This is a genomic window from Duganella rhizosphaerae, assembly GCF_040364205.1.
Taxonomy (GTDB): Bacteria; Pseudomonadota; Gammaproteobacteria; order Burkholderiales; family Burkholderiaceae_D; genus Rugamonas; species Rugamonas rhizosphaerae.
Genome location: NZ_BPWK01000004.1, coordinates 378,209 through 397,124, shown reverse-complemented (window position 1 = coordinate 397,124; position 18,916 = coordinate 378,209). Strand labels below are relative to the sequence as shown.

The 18,916-nt window shown below is 64.2% G+C and carries 19 protein-coding genes; 15 read left to right on the top strand and 4 right to left on the bottom strand.

Annotated elements, in window-relative coordinates; translation table 11 throughout:
- Positions 1-78: 78 nt before the first annotated feature.
- Positions 79-582, top strand: coding sequence for a DUF2059 domain-containing protein (locus RUGAMON1_RS11780; RefSeq protein WP_445230681.1), 504 nt, complete (start codon positions 79-81; stop codon positions 580-582).
- Position 583: 1 nt separating this feature from the next.
- On the opposite strand, the gene RUGAMON1_RS11775 is transcribed toward RUGAMON1_RS11780, so the two are convergent.
- Positions 584-733, bottom strand: a complete 150-nt coding sequence (locus RUGAMON1_RS11775; protein ID WP_445230680.1) for a hypothetical protein — start codon at positions 731-733, stop codon at positions 584-586.
- 117 nt (positions 734-850) lie between these two features.
- On the opposite strand from RUGAMON1_RS11775, the gene RUGAMON1_RS11770 reads away from it, so the two are divergent.
- The 7 genes from RUGAMON1_RS11770 (at position 851) to RUGAMON1_RS11740 (ending at position 7,877) form a co-directional block, all read left to right on the top strand.
- The gene (locus tag RUGAMON1_RS11770; protein ID WP_445230679.1) at positions 851-1,582 is read left to right on the top strand and encodes an SIMPL domain-containing protein; all 732 of its coding nucleotides are present in this window, start codon (positions 851-853) and stop codon (positions 1,580-1,582) included.
- Positions 1,579-2,583 carry a phosphotransferase family protein gene (locus tag RUGAMON1_RS11765; protein ID WP_445230678.1) on the top strand — a complete coding sequence of 335 codons (1,005 nt, stop codon included), beginning with the start codon at positions 1,579-1,581 and terminating at the stop codon, positions 2,581-2,583. The genes RUGAMON1_RS11770 and RUGAMON1_RS11765 overlap by 4 nt, the downstream gene beginning before the upstream one ends.
- A gap of 37 nt (positions 2,584-2,620) precedes the next feature.
- A complete protein-coding gene (locus RUGAMON1_RS11760; protein ID WP_445230677.1) occupies positions 2,621-3,319 on the top strand; it encodes a DUF6624 domain-containing protein in 699 nt (232 codons plus the stop codon).
- Between the two features lie 124 nt (positions 3,320-3,443).
- A complete protein-coding gene (locus tag RUGAMON1_RS11755) occupies positions 3,444-3,587 on the top strand; it encodes a hypothetical protein (protein ID WP_199538447.1) in 144 nt (47 codons plus the stop codon).
- A gap of 142 nt (positions 3,588-3,729) precedes the next feature.
- Positions 3,730-3,867, top strand: coding sequence for a hypothetical protein (locus tag RUGAMON1_RS11750; protein WP_175001208.1), 138 nt, complete (start codon positions 3,730-3,732; stop codon positions 3,865-3,867).
- Between the two features lie 141 nt (positions 3,868-4,008).
- On the top strand, positions 4,009-4,374 hold the full coding sequence (locus RUGAMON1_RS11745; RefSeq protein ID WP_445230782.1) for a hypothetical protein: 366 nt from the start codon (positions 4,009-4,011) through the stop codon (positions 4,372-4,374).
- A gap of 77 nt (positions 4,375-4,451) precedes the next feature.
- A complete protein-coding gene (locus tag RUGAMON1_RS11740; RefSeq protein WP_445230676.1) occupies positions 4,452-7,877 on the top strand; it encodes a response regulator in 3,426 nt (1,141 codons plus the stop codon).
- Between the two features lie 4 nt (positions 7,878-7,881).
- Here RUGAMON1_RS11740 and RUGAMON1_RS11735 read toward each other — a convergent pair whose 3' ends face one another.
- On the bottom strand, positions 7,882-9,279 hold the full coding sequence (locus tag RUGAMON1_RS11735; RefSeq protein ID WP_445230675.1) for a M16 family metallopeptidase: 1,398 nt from the start codon (positions 9,277-9,279) through the stop codon (positions 7,882-7,884).
- 4 nt (positions 9,280-9,283) lie between these two features.
- Positions 9,284-10,597: a M16 family metallopeptidase gene (locus tag RUGAMON1_RS11730; protein ID WP_445230674.1), complete on the bottom strand. Its 1,314-nt coding sequence runs from the start codon at positions 10,595-10,597 to the stop codon at positions 9,284-9,286.
- A gap of 129 nt (positions 10,598-10,726) precedes the next feature.
- Between RUGAMON1_RS11730 and RUGAMON1_RS11725 the strand changes: the two genes are divergently transcribed.
- From RUGAMON1_RS11725 to RUGAMON1_RS11705, 5 genes are all read left to right on the top strand, one after another.
- A complete protein-coding gene (locus tag RUGAMON1_RS11725) occupies positions 10,727-11,194 on the top strand; it encodes an acyl-CoA thioesterase (protein ID WP_445230673.1) in 468 nt (155 codons plus the stop codon).
- Positions 11,195-11,203: 9 nt separating this feature from the next.
- Complete coding sequence (locus RUGAMON1_RS11720) at positions 11,204-11,482, top strand: KTSC domain-containing protein (protein ID WP_445230672.1); 279 nt, start codon at positions 11,204-11,206, stop codon at positions 11,480-11,482.
- 14 nt (positions 11,483-11,496) lie between these two features.
- On the top strand, positions 11,497-12,018 hold the full coding sequence (locus tag RUGAMON1_RS11715) for an SET domain-containing protein (protein WP_445230671.1): 522 nt from the start codon (positions 11,497-11,499) through the stop codon (positions 12,016-12,018).
- A gap of 1 nt (position 12,019) precedes the next feature.
- Positions 12,020-12,508, top strand: a complete 489-nt coding sequence (locus RUGAMON1_RS11710; protein WP_445230670.1) for an MgtC/SapB family protein — start codon at positions 12,020-12,022, stop codon at positions 12,506-12,508.
- Positions 12,509-12,781: 273 nt separating this feature from the next.
- Complete coding sequence (locus tag RUGAMON1_RS11705; protein WP_445230669.1) at positions 12,782-13,720, top strand: hypothetical protein; 939 nt, start codon at positions 12,782-12,784, stop codon at positions 13,718-13,720.
- Between the two features lie 73 nt (positions 13,721-13,793).
- Here RUGAMON1_RS11705 and RUGAMON1_RS11700 read toward each other — a convergent pair whose 3' ends face one another.
- A complete protein-coding gene (locus tag RUGAMON1_RS11700; RefSeq protein ID WP_445230668.1) occupies positions 13,794-16,667 on the bottom strand; it encodes a bifunctional diguanylate cyclase/phosphodiesterase in 2,874 nt (957 codons plus the stop codon).
- 178 nt (positions 16,668-16,845) lie between these two features.
- Between RUGAMON1_RS11700 and RUGAMON1_RS11695 the strand changes: the two genes are divergently transcribed.
- Together RUGAMON1_RS11695 and RUGAMON1_RS11690 are read left to right on the top strand one after the other, a co-directional pair.
- The gene (locus tag RUGAMON1_RS11695) at positions 16,846-18,432 is read left to right on the top strand and encodes a flavin monoamine oxidase family protein (RefSeq protein ID WP_445230667.1); all 1,587 of its coding nucleotides are present in this window, start codon (positions 16,846-16,848) and stop codon (positions 18,430-18,432) included.
- 21 nt (positions 18,433-18,453) lie between these two features.
- Positions 18,454-18,912, top strand: a complete 459-nt coding sequence (locus tag RUGAMON1_RS11690; protein ID WP_445230666.1) for a Rid family hydrolase — start codon at positions 18,454-18,456, stop codon at positions 18,910-18,912.
- Positions 18,913-18,916 lie beyond the last annotated feature (4 nt).

The window sequence follows — 18,916 nt, the reverse complement described above, 5'->3', positions numbered from 1 at the left end:
AATCATGTGGCCATGTTTGCGACTTTAGCAATATGATGCGTACCAGCACCATCCAATACCGACAAACAAGGAGCAGACATGAAACCAATAAAAATGCTGGCCGCAGCCAGTTTGATGATCGCCGCACTGTGCGCCCATGCCGCCACGCCGGACGCCGCCCAGGTCAAGGCCGCGCACGACCTGCTGGCGTCCATGCAGGCCGAGAAGATGCTGCGCACCACCGCCGGCATGAGCAAGTATCCGAGCCCGGCGCAGCGCGAGCTGATGATGGCCAAGCTCGACAAGCTGCCCAACGAAACCATCTACAGCCGCCTGGCGCTGCCGGTGGCGCGCCTGCTCAGCACCGAGACGGCGGTCGAGATGACCCAGTACTACCAGTCCAGCTACGGCCAGAAAGTGCTGGCCCAGACCTACAACGGCCCGCCGCGCCTGTATCCGGCCGATCCGACCCCGAGCGCCAAGGAAAAGGCCGAACTGAAGAAGCCGGCCTTCGTCAAAGCCAACCAGGAATTCAAGGCCGCCGAGCAGGCCATCCACCACGAAGCCTTCCTGCTGATCGCCGAGATCAATAAAGGTAAATAGTTTATTTCGTTTTCGGCGGCACCGGCTTGAGCTTGGGCGTCTCGACAATCAGCACATGCTTGTCGACGGCGCCCGATTTTTCCTGCTTGACCACCTGCACCGCGACCGGCCGGTTGTCGTGCACCGACCGTGGACGCCTTGGAACCAGCATATTCTTCCCCCGAGTGATTGTTGTTGGAGTGGCAAATGGGGTTGCCGTCACTTTTTGCAAGTTGTTAAATAGTAAAAAGTATTGGATACTCACGCTTTCACTCTTGAAAGCTACTTAATGCTGAAGAAACTCGCGCTTGCCGCTGCCCTGTTGCCGTTGGCCGCACACGCTTCCAACCTGCCGGATTATCCCTTCATCCACGTCGGCGGCGAGGGCTTCCTGCGGGTCATGCCCGACATGGGCGAGATCGACTTCGACATCAGCGCCTTCGACGCCGACACCAACGCCGCCGTGGCTCTGGTCCAGGCCCGCGTGGCGGAAGTGCAGGCCTTGCTGGCCGAGCAGGGCGGCGATCCCGGCAAGGATACCGAAGCCGAAGCGTCGTTCCGCGACATGCGCAAGGAAATGCGCAAGTCCGCCAATCCCGATCCGAACGCGTCGCCCGAGTATGAAATCCGCAGCGCCGTGCACGTCGTCGTGCGCGACCTGACCAAGTGGCGCGCCATCATGCAGGGTCTGCTGGCCAAGCCGAATATCGACCACATGAGCACCGGTTTCGGCAAGAGCGACCGCCTGCAGGTGGAGCAGGAACTGACCGCCGTGGCGATCAAGGACGCGCAGCGGCGCGCCGAGGCGATGGCGGCCGGCTTTGGCAAGAAGGTGGGCGCCGTGACGGCCATCTCGTCCGGCCAGTTGCGCAACCTGACCAACGCCGTCGGCCTGCTGCCGGTGGACTTCTTCAACAATCGTACGCGCGGCACCGCCGCCAACTCGGCGGAAAAAGACTTCCTGTCGATCCAGTCGCTGCAATGGACGCAGACTGTGGACGTGATCTTCCGCATCAAATGAAAGCCTTCCTCCAATGTCTGCCGCGAGGCGTCGATAACGCCGCCTGCCGCGACTTCATAGAAAATGCGCCGTTGTCGTCGTGGCAGCCGGTACTCGACCATCTGCGGCGGGAGTTCGGCCTGGAGGACGGTCGGTGGCAGAAGATCCCGCAAGGATCGAACGCCTTGTTCGGCTTGGGGGACGATGTGATCGTCAAGCTGGTGCCGCCCAATTGGCGCCGGCAGGGCGACAAGGAAATCCTGGTCGCGCCGCTACTGGAGGGCAAGCTCTCCTTGCAAACGCCACGCCTGATCGGCAGCGGGGAAATCGACGATTGGGTGTTCGTGATCTCGACCCGCCTGGACGGCGTGGTGCTGGCGGACGTGTGGCCGACTTTGGCGATCGAACAGAAACACGCGATCATGCTGCAGACCGGGCAAGTCCTGCGCGAACTGCGCGGCGTGACCTTCGGCGACGATATCGCCATCAAGGTGGATTGGCCGTCGTATGTGCAGGGCCTGGTGGACGGCTGCCTGGCGCGGCATCAGCGCAGGATGATGCCCGATGGCTTGCTGGATCAGGTCCTGCCGTATATCGCGACGGCGCAAGATTTCTCCCGACAGGGAACGCTGCGCTTCATCCACATGGACATCCATCCGTGGAACCTGATGGCGAAGCAGGAAGAGGGCCGCTGGAAACTGACCGGCCTGCTTGATTTCGGCGATGCGATCGTCGGCAACAGCGACCGTTTCGAATTGTTGACGCCGATGATCTTCATGGCGCAAGGCAGCCCTTTGCTGCTCAAGGCGCTGCTCGCATCATACGGCGCGACAGGCGATATCAGCCCGTCCGCGCTGCAGCGCCAACTGACGGCGTGCATGCTGGTCAGGCCGGATTCCGACGTCATGTTCTGCATGCAGCAAGTGCCGCTCAACGGCCCGCGCGACAACTGGGAACAGATCGCCGCACAGATTTTCCCCATCGAACACCGGGGTCAAGTCTGTCATTCGGACACGGATTGAGCCGTAGATGAACGTTTATGGCCGAGCTCGTGTCCGAATGTCAGATCTGACCCCGGGGGTGTTGCTGCTGGCGCTGTTGGCCTTGCCCGCCTTTGGCGCGGAGCCGGCCGATCCTGCGGCCATGCCATGTCCAGGCGCGATTGCCTGGAACGCCGCGCATCCGGAAGAATCGGACGCGGCGATGGCGCGGCGCGATGCGGCCCGCTCGTTCGGCGACCCGGCGTTGCGCGCCGCCCTGGCCGAACGCTTCCAACGCGACCAGGAGGCGCGCGTCGCCTGGCTCGCCTATCCGGCGAACGCGCGCCTGCGCCAGCGTGTGCGCGAGCTGGATGCCGATAATCTTGCGTGGTTGATCAGGCTGGTGCGCGACAAGGGCTTCCCCAGCGCCGCCCAAGTGGGGGAGCTGGGGGTGCGCCAGGCCTGGCTGCTGGCCCAGCATGCGGACCAGGCGCCGCAGTTCCAGGCTGCGCTCTTGCCGACGCTGGAGCAACGCCATGCAGATGGCGAGCTCAGCGGAATCACGCTGTCGCGCTACACCGACCGCGTGCTGGTCGGACAAGGCAAGGCGCAGCGCTACGGCACCCAGTTCACGCCCGAGGCCTGGGCCACCAGCCATTTCGGTTTGCCCGACGAACAAAGCGTGCGCGAGATCGACCAGCATCGGCGCGAGCTCGGCATCATGCCGCTGGCCGACTATGTGTGCATGATGAGCTACGCGCGCCGACGGCAGCCATAATCGGGCGAAGCGACGGCCAGCGTGCGGCAACGCACGCTGGCCTGCAATCGGCCACTTGTTTATCCGCCGCTTCCCCTAATCTGCCTCTTGAACAGCTCATTTCCACTTCAAGGAGGACAGTCCCATGAACATCCGCGCCCACACCACGCCCGAGCCCGATATGCCGCCGCCGCAGCCGGAAAAAGATCCGCCGCCGGACAATATGCCGCTGCCAGACCAGGCTCCGATCGAAGAGCCGCAACCCAAGCAAGCGCCGATCAAAACCTGATTTCGTTACCCTGTGAGAAAGTGTGATAGTTGTTGCTCAACGGATACATATTTTAAACTTTGTGCTGACCGTCACACTAGGGTAATCAAAGAGTTTCTATAATTAAGTCATGTCATCGATTTACCCTCTCACGGAGAGCATCATGGGCAATTCCTTACACAACAAAATCTACCTCGGCCGTCGTAGCGTCGCCTTCAGCGCGAAGCGTGTTCAAGCCCTGATTTGTGTAGCGGCATTTGCCACCATCGGCCTGATCTGGCTGGCGATACGAGCGTTTTGATCCACACTTTATTCTCGTTTTGAGGCGCCCATGCCGCCTCCGGTCGCGTATCGGAGGCGTCGGGGAGGCGCATTGTCTTGCCGTCGCTGCGCCGGGCGCGTACCATGAGGGCCGCAGCAGTCTCTTATGGATAAAATGGCAATGAAGAACGAGAAATTAACGCAAGACGAATACAACGCGCTCGATGAAGTGAAGCGCGGCATCAAGGGCGAGCGCGTCAGCGCCTGCGTCGGCCGCAACACCAAGCGCCTGGCCGGCATCAAGCTGTTCACCATCGCCAAGAACGGCCGCATTTCGCTCACCGACAAGGGCGAGGAAGTGTTGTTCCTGCGCCGTTGCGTGCTGGGCTTGCGCGCCATCGAAGCCGACCCGTCCAGCGCCATCGACGCCGACGTCGCCCAGTTCCTCGGCAAGAAGTCCCACATCGTGCCGCGCGCCGAAGGCGGCTACGATATCAGCGACAAGGGCCGGGAGTCGCTGGCGGATATCGCCAGGCAAGGCTTGTAACGCAAAAAACGCTCCTCCGGGGCGTTTTTTTTGCGTTAATGTAGAGGCATTAAAACAAGAAGAGACCGCCAGCCGCCATGAAAGTGCACACGCTGCAGAAATTCCGTAAACTGTTCGGCGTACTCGTTGCGGCGGTGGCTGCGGTGCTGCTGCTGGTGTCCCTGTTCGTTGCCCATGTGCTGCAAGTGAGCCAGGCGCGCTATTACGCCAACGCGGCCGAGACGGCGCACAACCTGGCCGTCTCGCTGGAAAACTTCCTGCACTCCCACTTCGAAGAGGTCGACCTGGCGATGCGCCGCGCCGGCGTCGAGTTCCGCGCCATGCATGCGTCCGGCCACTTCGACGACGAGAAGTTCAGCGCCTACCTGCGCACGCTGCGCGAACGCATCCCGAACGCGCAGGCGGTGCGCGGCTCCGACGCCGCCGGCCGCGTGATCTACGGCGAGCAGGTCGATCCGGCCCATCCGCAAAACGTGTCCGACCGCGAGTTCTTCCCGCGCGCCAAGGTCGAACACGACTTGATCATCGGCGTGCCGGTCAAGTCGCGCATCAGCGGCGAATGGGTGCTGCCGCTGGTCTACCCGCTGGCGCTGGCCGACGGCAGTTTCGGCGGCACCGCCTACGTGCTGATGAACAGCTCGCGCCTGACCGAGCTGTTCTCGTCGCTGAACGTTGGCGCCAACGGCTCCATCGTGCTGCTGGACGACCGCCGCCGCATACTGCACCGCCATCCCGAGGTTGATAAGATGATGATCGGCAGCACCATCCCGGTCTCGGCGCAAACCCAGTCCATCCTGGACAGCGGGCAGAAGAGTGCTACCTACAACATCCTCAGCGAGCGCGACGAGCGCGAACGCACGGTGAGCCTGGCGCGCGTCGGCAGCTATCCGATCTATGTGGCGGTCGGGCTGGCCAGCGAGGATTTCCTGGCGCCGTGGCGCAAGGAGGTGCGCAACGCCATCCTGTTCCTGGCCGTGCTGGCGGCCATCGCGGCGGCGCTGCTGGCGGGCGTCTGGTATTTGATGCGCAAGCAATACCAGTCGGTGCAGCAGCTGGTGGAGGCGGACCGCGCGCTGCAAGCGTCGATGGAGCGGCTGACGGCCTCGGAATCGCGCTGGCGCTCGCTGACCGAGGGGCTGCCGCAAATGGTGTGGACCGTCACGCCGCAGCTCCGCCTCGATTTCATCAGCCACCACTGGGAGCGTTTCAGCGGCGTGTCGTCGGCGCTGCTGATCGAGGCGGGCGACTGGACGCCGGTGCTGCATCCGGACGACCGTCCGGCGCTGCTGGCCGAATGGCAGCGCGCCAGGGCCGCGGGCGACGCCTTCCGCTGCGATTGCCGGCTGCGCCGCGCCGACGGCGCCTGGCGCGTGTTCGACAACCACGCGCTACCGCAGAAGGACGGCGACGGCAAGGTGCTGGGCTGGGTGGGCAGCAGCACCGACCACACCGAGGCGCGCGCCGCGCACGACGCGCTGCTGCTGGCGAAGGAAGAGGCCGACAAGGCCGGCCGCGCCAAGTCCGAATTCGTCGCCAACATGAGCCATGAAATCCGTTCGCCGATGAACGCCGTGCTGGGCATGCTGCAACTGCTGCAGCAGACCGAGATGAGCGAACGCCAGCAGGACTACGCGGCCAAGGCCCATGCGGCCGCCAGCGCCTTGCTGGGGCTGCTCAACGACATCCTGGACTTCTCCAAGGTGGAGGCCGGCAAGCTGGCGCTCGATCCGCATCCGTTCCGGCTCGACAAACTGTGGCGCGACCTGGCGGTGATCCTGTCGGCCAATGTCGGCGGCAAGAATATCGAAGTGCTGTTCAGCATTGATCCGCAACTGCCGGCGCTGGTGGTGGGCGACGCCTTGCGCTTGCAGCAGATCCTGCTCAACCTGGCCGGCAACGCCATCAAATTCACCGAGCAGGGCGAGGTGGTGCTGTCGGCCCGGCTGCTGGCGCGCAACGCCACCACGTTGTCGGTCGCCTTCGCCATCCGCGACAGCGGCATTGGCATTTCGGAAGAACAGAGCCGGCGCATCTTCGAAGGGTTCTCGCAGGCCGAGGCCTCGACCGCGCGCCGCTACGGCGGCACCGGCCTGGGCCTGGCGATCAGCCAGCGCCTGGTGCGCCTGATGGGCGGCGAGCTGACCGTGACCAGCACGCTGGGGCAGGGCAGCGTGTTCGAATTCACCGTCGATTGCGGCGTGGCGGCCACGCCGTCCGAGGCGCTGGAGACGGCGTCGCCGCCGCCGGAGCACGCCTTGTTGAAGGACCTGGCCTGCCTGGTGGTGGACGACAACCCGGTGGCGCGCATGGTGCTGAGCGAAATGGCGGTGTCGTTCGGCTGGCAGGTCGACGTGGCCGAGGGCGGGCGCGAGGCGCTGGCCGCCGTGGCCGGGCGCATGGCCCAGCAGCGCGCCTACGACGTGGTCTTCATCGACTGGCGCATGCCGGCCTTCGACGGCTGGGAAACCAGCTGCGCGATCCGCAAGCTGGCGCCGCACGGCAAGCTGCCGCTGATCGTCATGGTGACCGCGCACGACCGCGAACTGCTGGCGCAGCGCCACCTGGAAATGGCGCCGGTGCTGGACGGCTTCGTGGTCAAGCCGGTCACGGCGTCGATGCTGTTCGACGCGGTGGCCGATGCGCGCATGGAAAAACGGGCGCCGCTGGCCGCCGTGGCGCTGCCGTCGCTGCGCCGGCTGGAAGGCTTGCGTTTGCTGCTGGTGGACGATAACCCGGCCAACCAGCAAGTCGCCAGCGAACTGCTCGGCAACGACGGCGCGCAAGTCGAGGTGGCCAGCTCAGGCCAGATGGCGCTGGCCGCCGTGTCGCGCCCCGGCCCGCTGCCGGACTTGATCCTGATGGACATCCAGATGCCGGAGATGGACGGCTACGAAGCGACCCTGGCGATCCAGAGCAAGCTGGGCGGGCAGGCGCCGCCCATCGTGGCGATGACGGCCAACGCCATGCCGGCCGACCGCGTCGCCGCGCTGGACGCGGGCATGGTCGACCATATCGGCAAACCTTTCGATCTGGTGCAGTTGATTGCTGTGATACGCAAGCACGCGCGGCCGGGGGCCGCCGCGATGGACGCGGCCGAGGCTGTGGCTGTTGATGTGGCTGGCGGCGATGCGGCCGGGGCCGCGCCGCTGCCGGAAGCCGGCATCAACAGCGCCGCCGCGTTGAAACGGCTGGGCGGCCTGCATTCGGTGTATCTGATGGCGTTGCGCAGTTTTGCGGCGGAGGCCGGCAATATGGCGACGCAGCTGCAAGCGGCCTGCGCCGACAGGAGCCTCCACGCGGCCTTGCCCCTGCTGCATACGCTGCGCGGCCTGGCCGGCACCGTGGGCGCCGACCGCCTGTCCGGCCTGGCGCACCTGGCGGAGCAGGCGCTCAAGAAGGGCGCCAGCACGGCCGCCTGGGAGCAGCTGGCGCTGGTGGTCGACGCCATCCCGGGCGTCACCGCCGACATCGAACAACTGGCGCGCCAGCTGGGCCCGCAGTGACGCGTCAGGGCTGGAAACCGTCCGCGCTGATTTGCAGCTCGGTCACTTCACCGTAGGTCTTGGCGATCTCGCGGATGGCGTCGGCTTTCCCCACCAGCACCGTCTGCAAGTTGTTGCGCGGGAAGTGCTTGTCCACCAGCGCCTTGGCGCGTTCCGGCGTCAGGCTGTCGACATCCTTCATGAAGTTGTCGATCTGCTCGCGGCCGACCTTGGACGCGTACATATCACCCAACAACCCGGCCAGCTGCTCGCTGGTCTCGTAGCGCGGCGGGAACTGGCCCTTGACGTAAGCCTTGGCCGATTCCAGCGTCGCCTTGTCGATGCCCTTGTCCCACAGACGCTGGTAGGTCTTGTGCGCCAACGCCAGCGCCGCCTCGGTCTTGGGCAGCGCGGTGAAGCTGGAGATGGCGAAGGTGCCGGTCTGCGACAGGGTGGCGAACTCGCTGCGGGCGCCGTAAGTCAGGCCCGAGTTGACGCGCAGCTCGTCGTTGAGCCACGAGGTGAAGCGGCCGCCGACGATGGTGTTGAGCACTTGCAGCGGCACATAATCCGGATCGTTGCGGGCGATGCCGACGCCGCCGATCAGGAAGGTGGTCTCGATCGCGTCCGGCTTGTTGACCAGCCACACGCGCGCCTTGTCGGCCTGCACCTTGCCGTTGTCCTGCTGCGGCAGCGCCGGGCCGCTGGCCTGCCATGCGCCGAACAAGGACTCGATCTGCTGGCGCATCTCGGCCGCCTGGAAATCGCCGACCACGATGATGGCGGCGTTGTCCGGACGGTAGTAGTGCTGGTAGTAGCCCTGCACGTCGCCCTGCTTGAGCGCGCTCACGCTGCTGACCGTGCCGCTGGCCGGGATCGCATACGGCGCCTCGCCGAACAGCATGGCGCGGTAGTAGTTGCCGACCACGTTGCGCGGCGCTTCCTTGGCCTGCTTCAGGCCGTTGACCTTGCGGTCGCGCAGCTTGGTCAGCTCGGCCTCGTCGAAGCTCGGCTGCTGGATGATCTCGGCAAACAGCGGCAGCAGCGCGGCGCTGTCGGCGCGGGCGAAGTTGGCTTGCACGGTGCTGGCCTCGGTGCCGGCGCCGCCGGCCAGGCGGGCGCCGCGGAAGTCGAAGGCCTGGTCGATGGCGGTCTTGTTGTGGGCTTTACTGCCCAGCAGCAGGGCGTCGCCGGTCAGGTTGGACAGGCCGGGCTGTTTGGCGTCGTTGACGGCGCCGGCCTTGACCACGGCGCGCACCGAGATCAGCGGCACTTCATGGCGCTCCATCAGGTACACGGTCAGGCCGTTGGACAGGGTGACGGTGTCGAACGCCGGCAGGCGAAAATCAGCGGCGCCGGCCAGCGGCGCGGCGCCGACTGCGGCCAGCACGGCGGCGGCCATTACGGTTGCTTTGATGCTCATGTAGTCAATCCTCCTTCGCAGCCAGCACGCCGACGGTGCGCTGCGATTTTTTCAGGTATTTGGCGGCGACGGCCTGGATATCGGCGGTCGTCAGTTTTTCGTAGGCGGCCGGGGCGACGAACATTTTCTTGTAGTCGCCGAAGAACACCTCATAGTTGCCCAGCTGCTGGGCCTTGCCGTTGATGGTTTCCTGCTCGCGGTACAGGTTGAGCAGCTTCTGGTTCTTGACCTTTTGCAGCTCGTCGGCGGTCACGCCGTTCTTGACGACGTTGTCGACTTCGGCCAGCAGGGCTTTCTCCAGCTGCGCCGGTTCGGTCTTGGCGGTGGCCACGGCCGACAGATAGAGCAGGCCGGGATCGAAGCCGTCCATGCTGCTGGCGCCGACCTGGGTGGCCAGTTGCTGCTCGACCAGCGTCTTGTACAGGCGCGAGGTCTTGCCGTCGCCCAGTATGCTTTGCAGCACTTCCAGCGCGTAGTAGTCGGCGCTGTTGGCGGCCGGGACCTTGTAGGCCACCACCAGGTTGGCCGAGGTGGCCGATTCCTTGGCGACGAACACGCGGCGTTCGCCTTTCTGTTCAGGCTCGACGGTGCGCACCGCCGGCGGCAGCGCGCGCTTGGGGATGCCGCCGAAGTACTTGGTGGCCAGCTTCCTGACGTCGTCGGTCTTGACGTCGCCGACGATCACCGACACCGCGTTGTTGGGCGCGTAGTAGGTGGTGAAGTAGCGCTGCAGGTCGTCCTGGGTCCAGGCCTTGATGTCGGACTCATGGCCGATCACCGGCCACGAGTACGGGTGGGCCTGGAAGGCGACGCCGTTGATTTCCTCGCGCAGCGCGCGGATGTTGGAGTTCTCCAGGCCGGTGCTGCGCTCGGACAGCACCACGCCGCGCTCGCTGGCGACCATTTTCGGGTCGATCGTCAGGTGGGCGATGCGGTCGCTTTCCAATGTGAAGATGGTCTCCAGCGACGAGGCCGGGAACCAGTCCTGGTACACCGTCAGGTCGTTGCTGGTGTAGGCGTTGTTGGAGCCGCCCCGGGCTTCCATGGTGCGGTCGAACATTTTCGGGCCGAAGTTTTTCGAGCCGTTGAACATCATGTGCTCGAAGAAGTGCGACAGGCCGGTGATGCCGGGCGCCTCATTGCGCGAACCGACCTTCCAGAACGTGTACATATTGGCGTTGGGGATGGTGTGCGACTCCAGCACGATGAACTTCATGCCGTTGGCCAGCGTGAAGGTGTGCACCTCGTCGGCCGTAACGGCCTGGGCTGTGGCGGCCGCGCCGAGCATGATGCCGGCGGCCAGGACTTTCCATTTCATGAGTGCTCCTTGTGATCGCAAAGCGCAAAGCATACGATAAAGTTAGTTGTTTTTGATAACTATTTGCGAATGACAAGCTTAGCGGATAGCATGGAGAAAACAACTAGGGAGTATGCAATGGAAAAACCGATGAGCTGGACCGCCCATGAACTGAGCATGACCGTCCTGATGACCCCGGACATGGCCAATTTCTCCGGCAACGTCCACGGGGGCACCATCCTCAAATACCTGGACAGCGTGGCCTACGCCTGCGCCAGCCGCTATTCGGGCAGCTATGTGGTGACGCTGTCGGTGGACCAGGTGATGTTCCTGCAACCGATCCATGTGGGCGAGCTGGTGACTTTCCTGGCGTCGATTAACTACACCGGCCGCACCTCGATGGAGGTCGGCATCCGGGTGGTGACGGAAAATATCCAACAGCGGCTGGTGCGACACGCCAATAGCTGCTACTTTACGATGGTGGCGGTGGACGAAAGCCGCAAACCGGTCGAGGTGCCGCCGCTGGCGCCGGAAACCGAAGAGCAGAAACAGCGCTGGGACCAGGCCCTGCTGCGCAAGCAGGCCCGTCAAATGCTGCATGGAGCTCGCAAGGCCTGAGGAGGCTGTATGGAAATGAAACGCATCAATGCCGGCAAGCTGCGCGCCATCGGGTACGATGCGCGCGACCGCATGCTGCGGGTAGAGTTCGACGACGGCCGCGCCATCGATTATTCTGGCGTGGGCAACGAGGTGTGGCGCAAGCTGTCGACCTCGGCGGCCGCGTGGAGCTATTACCGCGATCATATCGAGGATGAATTCGCCGGCCGGCGCGACGTGGTGCGCAAGCCCACCAGCCGCGCCGACCTGGAAGACCTTTTCAAGCCGCCTGGCGGCGACCCCACTTAACCTTACCCGTACTTATGCTCACTGAAAACGTCCTGGAAAGTCCTGCGGAATTGTCCGACCAACTGGCCTATGTGGTCAGGATCTCGCCGGTGCATGGCCGGGGCGTGTTCGCCAACCGCGATATCGCGGTCAGCGAATGCGTGATCGAATACACCGGCCGCGAGATTCCGTGGTCGGTGGCGCTGGAACGCGCGGCCGAGCAGGACATGCCGCACAACCACACCTTCTTCTTCAGCCTGGCCAACGGCAACGTCATCGACGGCGGCGACCAGGGCAACGAGGCGCGCTACATCAACCACTCGTGCGAGCCCAACTGCCAGGCCATCGAGGACGAGGGGCGCATCTACATTTATGCGCTGCACGATATCAAGCGAGGCGAGGAGCTCAGCTATTCCTATCCGCTGATCTACGATGGCCGCCACACGCCGGCCATCAAGCGCTCCTTCGCCTGCCGCTGCGGCGCGCCGGGCTGCAGCGGCACCATGCTGGCGCCCAAGAAGCGGCGCCGCAAGCAGAAGGATTCGGAGCAGGCATAGCATGATTGACTATTGGAGCGTGGCCGGCCGGCTGGTGATCGCGATGCTGTTCGGTTGCGTGATCGGCCTTGAACGCAACCTGCGCGGCAAGCCCACCGGCATGAAAACGCTGGGCCTGGTCGCGCTGGGCGCGGCGCTGGTCACCACGGCCAGCATGGAGTTCGCGTCGGTCTCGGGCGAATTCAGCCATGATGCGCTGAGCCGTGCCATCCAGGGCGTCATCACCGGCATCGGTTTCCTTGGCGCCGGCGTGATCGTGTTCCATCATGAGACGTCGAAGATCAAAGGCCTGACCACCGCCGCGTCGATCTGGGTGACGGCCGGCATCGGCATCATCTGCGGCATGGGCGCGTGGCAAATCGCCGGCATCGGCCTGATCCTGGTGCTGCTGCTGTTTTTCCTCGGGCAGCCGCTGGAGCGCATGCTGCACAAGCGTTGGCTGGGCATGAGCGAGAAGGAGCGCGCCGAAATCGACCTGCATGAAGAATAGCTGTACCTTCTGTACGTTATGCGGTCACGGGCGCGGCGTACAGAATCCAGCCTTTGATAAACATTTGCTTGGAAGTCGCCATAGCCATCGGCGCTGTCCGCCTGAGATCGGGAACTTGTGTAGGTACGAAAAACTCGAATGGCCCATGCCGACGGTGTTGATCGACGACACGAGTGACCGTCCCAGCGCTTTTCACTCGTGCAGCCTCTCTCTTCCCAGCGCCACAAGCAGATAGACTGGCGTTAGTCTGTTTATAAAGTAGTCGAGAGTAAAATGGAAAAAATCAAAAAAGATGTCCGTCCATATGGTGAGTGCGTAGAGTGCGGAAAATATGGTGAGTTAACGGGAGAGCACATCTTTGCGGCATGGATCGGTCGCCATATCCATGATACCCAAGAATTTACCGATAGTTTCCTTTGGACCGATCAGCGTTTTGTCAGGACAAGAATCGACAATAGGTCTGAAAGAGCGTCTGAACATGGCCACGCGAATGCCAAGCTTGCCATTTTATGCAAAGCCTGCAATAACGAGTTGGGTAGCGCTCTGCAGGATGCTGTGTCAGCGGTCATGAAACCGCTGTTAAATGGTGAGCAGTGGTGGGTTTCAGATAAAAATAGGCAACTCATTGCGAGTTGGATTTCCTCGTTTGTAATGACTCGTCAGTTCGTGCACCCTGAATTGGCCGCAATTAGTTCCGAGCAGCGCCTAAAATTTCATACTACTCGTTTGCCGTTCGAAAATTTGAGTGTGTGGATCGCCCCATTTCATGGAACGGAGTCGATGGCAAGTTGGTATCGCGGATTTTATATGAATTTCCTTGATGTGGAAGAAACGTTGGTTCGCATCGTGAAGGATCCAGTAGTAAAAAATAGTTTTATCCTCGTCGTTACGATAGGGAAGTTGGTCTTTTTAGTCTTTGGACTCGCGGACAAAACAATGGGCAACATGGCGGGCAGTTTATGGATAAAGGCGGCGCGCTGCGCGGAATCGCTAGGACTCACTCGCCTCTGGCCTACCTATTCTGCATTTCCAACCGTAACGCCAGCTAGTTTGGGAGACGCGGACCTAGAGCAAGTGGCGCTAAGTTTTGCATTGGCATTCGATGAAGGTATCGGAAGAGAACAGTTTATAGGGGCAGTTCGTTGGACCCAAGCTAGTACCTTGGCATCGCGCGGGCGCTATGTACAAGAAGGAAATTTCGACGCTAGGTGAACGGTCGGTTTCAGGTATGGCAAATATCTAACGATAAAAGTCGCCGTGAAATTCGGGATGGCGCGCTGTTTTATTAGCTTCGTGCTATCCCCAACAGGTTTTCCAGTGTCGATCCCGGTTTCAGGTTCTTGCCCTCGACCAGCATCTGCTCGAACGCCGCCACCGGCACCGGCTGGCTGAAGTAATAGCCCTGGATTTCATCGCAGCCGTTGCGCCGCAAATAGTCCAGCTGCACCTCGCTCTCCACGCCTTCCGCGATCACCCGCAGCTTGAGGTTGTGGGCCAGCGCGATGATGGACACGACGATAGCCGCCTCGTCGTCGGCGCCGATGTCGCTGACGAAGGAGCGGTCTATCTTCAGCACGTCGATCGGGAACTTGCGCAGGTAGGAGAAGCTCGAATACCCCGTGCCGAAATCGTCGATCGACAGGGCCAGCCCCAGCGCCTTGAGCTTGTGCAGCAACTCCACCGCCAGCGCCACGTCGTGCATGAACAGTCCCTCGGTCAGCTCGATATCCAGGCAGGACGGCGGCAAGCCGGTCTGCTCAAGCACCTCCGCGATCGACGCCAGCAGGTTCGGCTCGCTGAACTGGCGCGGCGACAGGTTGACCGCGACGCGCAGCGGCCCATGCCCCGCATCCTGCCAGGCCTTGGCCTGCGCGCAGGCGGTGGCCAGCACCCAGGCGCCGATCGGCACGATCAGGCCGGTCTCCTCGGCCAGGCCGATGAAGCGGTAGGGCGCCACCATGCCCAGCTCGGGATGCTGCCAGCGTATCAGCGCCTCCATACCGACGACGCGGCCGCTGCGCAGGTCCACCTGCGGCTGGTAGTGCAGCACAAACTCGTCGCGCTCCAGCGCGCTGCGCAGCGCCGTCTCGATGCGCACCCGCTCCAGCGCCTCCTCGTTCATGGCCGGCTGGTAGAACTGCGTGTTGTTGCGGCCCAGCTTCTTGGCGCGGTACATGGCGATGTCCGCATGCTCGATCAGCCGCTGCGCCGGCGTGCCGTCCGGGTCGTAGACCGCCACGCCGATCGAGCAGGTGACGAAAAATTCCTTCCCCTCCAGCAGCACCGGCTGCGCCACCGCCCGCATGATGCGCTGTGTGACGTCCAGCGACAGCGCCTCGTCCGGATACTCGGTCAGGATGGCGACGAATTCGTCGCCGGACAGGCGCGCCACGGTATCGCTCTCGCGTACGCTGTCCTGCAGGCGCTGGGCCACGGTCTTGAGCAGCAGGTCGCCGGCCTTGTGGCCCAGGCTGTCGTTGACGAACTTGAAGCGGTCGAGGTCGATCAGCATGACCCACAGCGGATTGCCGCTGCGGTTGGCGAAGGCGGCCGCCTGCGTCAGCCGGTCTTGCAGCAGCACGCGATTGGGCAGGCCGGTCAGCACGTCGTGGTGGGCGATGTGGTGGATGCGCTGCTCGGACAGCTTGCGCTCGGTGATGTCGGTGCCGGTGCCGCGATAGCCCTTGAACGCGCCATCCTTGTCGAACAGCGGCTCGCCGCTGATGCTGAACCAGTGCAGCTGGCCGTCGGTGCCGGGCAGCGCGTAGTCGAAGTTGAGGAAGGGCAGGTGGGCCTCCAGCAGCGCGATATGGTCCTGTCCCCAGCGCGCCTGTAACATTTCGGGATGGTGCTCCCAGCGCGTCTTGCCGATGAAGGCGTCCGGGTCCTGCTTGCCCTTGTCGAAGAAGCCGCCGGTGATGCTGGTGAAGCGGAACTCTTCATCCTGCTCCCAATACCAGTCCGACGACAGCGCCAGCAGGCGGCGGAAGCGCAGCTCGCTTTCCTGCAAGGCTTCCTCGGTGCGCTTGCGGGCGGCGACGTCTTCATTCAGGCGTTCGTTGCTCAGTTGCAGGGCGCGGGTGCGCTCGTCGACCAGCCGCTGCACCCGCACCGAGCGGCGCGCCAGCGAGTTGACGAAGGCCGCCGTCAGCAGCGAAAACAGCAGGCCGCCGATCAAGGTCGACAGCGAACCCAGGTGGCTGGCCAGGAAGGGCCGGGGCAGCGGCGTCACCTGCACGTGCCAGGCCTTGCCGGCCGCGCTGAAGGTGCGGGTGTAGAGGTCGTGGTAGTCGAAGGCCAGCCAGCGCTGCAAGGGCTTGGCGGCCACCGTCTGCTGGCCTTGCTGGCCGAGGCTGTAGATCAGGTTGTCCGGCCGGACGTCGTCGCCGACGTAGACCCGCACCACCAGCGAGGCGTCGTCCAGCAGGTCGGCGGCGTACAGGATCTTGTGGATCAGGTCGGTGGAGCGGATGACGGCGCCGGTGTTGCCGATCCAGGCCGCGCGCCGCTGCGCCGCCGTGGCCGTTTGCGCGCCGGGACGGTAGACCGGCATCAGCAGCACGAAGCCTTTCTGGTTGCCGCGCTCCTGTTCCAGCCGCAGCAGCGGCGTGGCCATGATGGCGCCCGCTGCCACCGCCTGGTTGATGACGTTGGACATCGGCCCCAGCGACATCACGTCCAGCCCGAACGCCGCCTCGTTGCCCGCCATCGGTTCCAGATAGTCGACGATCACATGCTGCGGGCGCGACGACAGCGGCAGGTGGCGGCCGTCGAACATGGTGTAGCCGGGATAACGGTCCTGCAGTGCGGCCGCATAACGGCGCGCCTCGTCGTCGTTCAGTACGCGGTGATAGTTGAAAGCTTGCACAAAAGGATAACGCGCCAGCAGCGGCCGGGTGAAGTCGCCGAACTGCTCGCGGCTGACCGGGCCCACCGATTTGACCAGGTCGTTGAGGATGGTGACCAGTTCCAGCGTATCGTCCAGGCCACGGCGGATGGCGGCAGCCCGCACCTGCGCGCGCTGCTGGAAACTGAGCTCCATCTTGCCGTACTCCAGCGCGCTGACCGCCACGAACAGCAGGCCGGTGACCGCCATCCCGGTGACCAGTGTCAGCGTCGCGGCCAGCGAAAACGGCGGTGACTTGGAGAGCAGCGGCATGCGGCGCTTTCTGGGTGGGAACGGCAGGACGTGTGGATGAATCTAGTGTGTCATAAGTCATGCTTTTGCGACAGATATTTGGACTGTTGGCACTAGTGGGATTGTCTTATGCAAGCCACGTTCCGGGACGGAATTGATGTTATATTGCCATCTCCCCAGCCTTGGAGGAGCACCGGCCATGAAACCCGCTCATGTCGTCACCCGCCGCAGCTTTCTGGCGCAGATCGCCCGTAGCGGCGGCGCCGCGGCGGCGTTTGCCGCGCTCGAGGCGCTCGGCTGCGCCAGCCTGGCCTGGGGCGAGGACCTGGCCTATCAAGGGCCGCCGGTGCTGCCCGGCGGACTGGGCAAGGGCAAGCGCGTCACCATCCTCGGCGCCGGCGTGGCCGGCCTGACGGCGGCCTACCAGCTGGGCAAGGCCGGTTTCGCCTGCACGGTGCTGGAGGCGCGCCACCGGCCCGGCGGGCGCAGCTGGACCATCCGCGGCGGCGAGCGCTTCGAGCAGAGCGACGGCGTGCAGCAGGCGCGCTGGCCCAAGGCGCCGCACCTCTACCTCAATCCCGGCCCGGCGCGCATCTCGCACCACCACCGCGCGGTGCTGGGCTATTGCCGCGAGTTCGGCGTGCCGCTGGAAATCATGATGAACGACGACCGCGCCGCCTTGCTGCAGGACGACGGCGCCTTCGGCGGCAAGCCGGTGCAGGCGCGCCAGGTGCTGGGCGACACGCACGGCTATTTCGGCGAGCTGCTGGGCAAGGCCGTCTCCACCGGCAAGCTGGACCAGGAACTGAGCCGGCAAGACCGCGAGCGCTTGCTCGGCGCCATCGCCAGCTTCGGCGATTTGCAGCGCGACGGCCGCTACGCCGGCAGCGCACGCAGCGGCTACAGCGCCACGCCGGCGCCGGGCCGGCCGCACGGCGCGGTGCGCGCGCCGCTGCCGCTGGACGAGCTGCTGCGGGCCGACTTCTGGCAGTTCAAGGCGTCCTTCGCCGAAGACTTCGACCAGGCCGGCACCATGCTGCAGCCGGTGGGCGGCATGGACCGCTTTCCGATGGCGTTCGCCAAACGGGTAGGGCATGTGATCCGCTACGACACGGTGGTCGACGAAATCCGCAAGACGGCGCAGGGCGCGCGCGTGGTCTGCCATCACGGCGGCGCCCGCACCGTCATCGACAGCGATTATGTGATCTGCACCTTGCCGCTGTCGGTGTTGCGCGACATCCCCAACGATTTCGCGCCGGCCTACCAGCAAGCCATCGCCGAGGTCGACTATGCGCGCTCGGCCAAGACCGCGTTCTACGCGCCGCGCCGCTTCTGGGAACAGGACGACGGCATCTACGGCGGCCTGTCGTGGACCAGCCGCGACGTCACGCAAATCCTCTATCCTTCGCACGGCATCGGCCAGGCCGACGGCGTGCTGGTCGGCTCCTACTGCTTCGGCGCCTTTCCCGGCGACGACATGGGGCAGTACCCGCTGGCCGAGCGCATCGAGAAGGCGCTGGCGGCGGGCGAGGCGATCCATCCCGGCTACCGCCGCATGGTGCGCGACGGTATCAACGTCGCCTGGCCCAAGGTGCCGTACAGCCTGGGCTCCTGGGCCGAATGGAAGCCGGAACAGTACGACACGGTCTACCAGCTGCTGCAACAGCCGGACGGCCCGATCTACTTTGCCGGCGAGTACCTGGGCTATCTCAGTTCGTGGCAGGAGGGCGCCGTGCTGTCGGCCCACCACGTGATCGAGCAACTGGCGGCGCGGGTGCGCGCCTGATTTTCCCCTGAAAGGATGAACATGAAATTGACCGCCTCCGTTCCACTGCTGCTGGCCGCCCTGATTGCGTTGCCGGCCGCCGCCCAGCTCAAGGTCCAGCACCTGCAAAGCGCCGACAGCGGCATCGCCAGCGCCGTGTGGGCCGGCGACACGCTGTACGTCTCGGGCAAACTGGCCAAGTCGTTTGACGGCGACACCAGGGCGCAGACGGCCGACGTGCTCAGGCAGTTCGAAGCCACGCTGCGCGAGCAGGGCCTGGGCATGGGCGACGTGGTGCAAATGCGGGTCTACCTGGTGGCGGACGCCGCCGGCAAGCTGGATTTCGCCGGCATGAACGAGGCCTACAAGGAGTACTTCGGCACGGCGGCCCAGCCCAACAAGCCGGCCCGTGCCACGGTGCAGGTGGCGGCGCTGGTGGTGCCGAAGGCGCTGGTGGAGATCGAAGTGGTGGCGGTGCGCGGCCTGCCGGCCAAAAAATAGCTCT

Bases quoted from the DNA above. Each gene is read 5' to 3' on its own strand.
- RUGAMON1_RS11780 (WP_445230681.1), top strand. From the start codon at position 79: ATGAAACCAATAAAAATGCTGGCCGCAGCCAGTTTGATGATCGCCGCA.
- RUGAMON1_RS11775 (WP_445230680.1), bottom strand. From the start codon at position 733: ATGCTGGTTCCAAGGCGTCCACGGTCGGTGCACGACAACCGGCCGGTC.
- RUGAMON1_RS11770 (WP_445230679.1), top strand. From the start codon at position 851: ATGCTGAAGAAACTCGCGCTTGCCGCTGCCCTGTTGCCGTTGGCCGCA.
- RUGAMON1_RS11765 (WP_445230678.1), top strand. From the start codon at position 1,579: ATGAAAGCCTTCCTCCAATGTCTGCCGCGAGGCGTCGATAACGCCGCC.
- RUGAMON1_RS11760 (WP_445230677.1), top strand. From the start codon at position 2,621: ATGTCAGATCTGACCCCGGGGGTGTTGCTGCTGGCGCTGTTGGCCTTG.
- RUGAMON1_RS11755 (WP_199538447.1), top strand. From the start codon at position 3,444: ATGAACATCCGCGCCCACACCACGCCCGAGCCCGATATGCCGCCGCCG.
- RUGAMON1_RS11750 (WP_175001208.1), top strand. From the start codon at position 3,730: ATGGGCAATTCCTTACACAACAAAATCTACCTCGGCCGTCGTAGCGTC.
- RUGAMON1_RS11745 (WP_445230782.1), top strand. From the start codon at position 4,009: ATGAAGAACGAGAAATTAACGCAAGACGAATACAACGCGCTCGATGAA.
- RUGAMON1_RS11740 (WP_445230676.1), top strand. From the start codon at position 4,452: ATGAAAGTGCACACGCTGCAGAAATTCCGTAAACTGTTCGGCGTACTC.
- RUGAMON1_RS11735 (WP_445230675.1), bottom strand. From the start codon at position 9,279: ATGAGCATCAAAGCAACCGTAATGGCCGCCGCCGTGCTGGCCGCAGTC.
- RUGAMON1_RS11730 (WP_445230674.1), bottom strand. From the start codon at position 10,597: ATGAAATGGAAAGTCCTGGCCGCCGGCATCATGCTCGGCGCGGCCGCC.
- RUGAMON1_RS11725 (WP_445230673.1), top strand. From the start codon at position 10,727: ATGAGCTGGACCGCCCATGAACTGAGCATGACCGTCCTGATGACCCCG.
- RUGAMON1_RS11720 (WP_445230672.1), top strand. From the start codon at position 11,204: ATGGAAATGAAACGCATCAATGCCGGCAAGCTGCGCGCCATCGGGTAC.
- RUGAMON1_RS11715 (WP_445230671.1), top strand. From the start codon at position 11,497: ATGCTCACTGAAAACGTCCTGGAAAGTCCTGCGGAATTGTCCGACCAA.
- RUGAMON1_RS11710 (WP_445230670.1), top strand. From the start codon at position 12,020: ATGATTGACTATTGGAGCGTGGCCGGCCGGCTGGTGATCGCGATGCTG.
- RUGAMON1_RS11705 (WP_445230669.1), top strand. From the start codon at position 12,782: ATGGAAAAAATCAAAAAAGATGTCCGTCCATATGGTGAGTGCGTAGAG.
- RUGAMON1_RS11700 (WP_445230668.1), bottom strand. From the start codon at position 16,667: ATGCCGCTGCTCTCCAAGTCACCGCCGTTTTCGCTGGCCGCGACGCTG.
- RUGAMON1_RS11695 (WP_445230667.1), top strand. From the start codon at position 16,846: ATGAAACCCGCTCATGTCGTCACCCGCCGCAGCTTTCTGGCGCAGATC.
- RUGAMON1_RS11690 (WP_445230666.1), top strand. From the start codon at position 18,454: ATGAAATTGACCGCCTCCGTTCCACTGCTGCTGGCCGCCCTGATTGCG.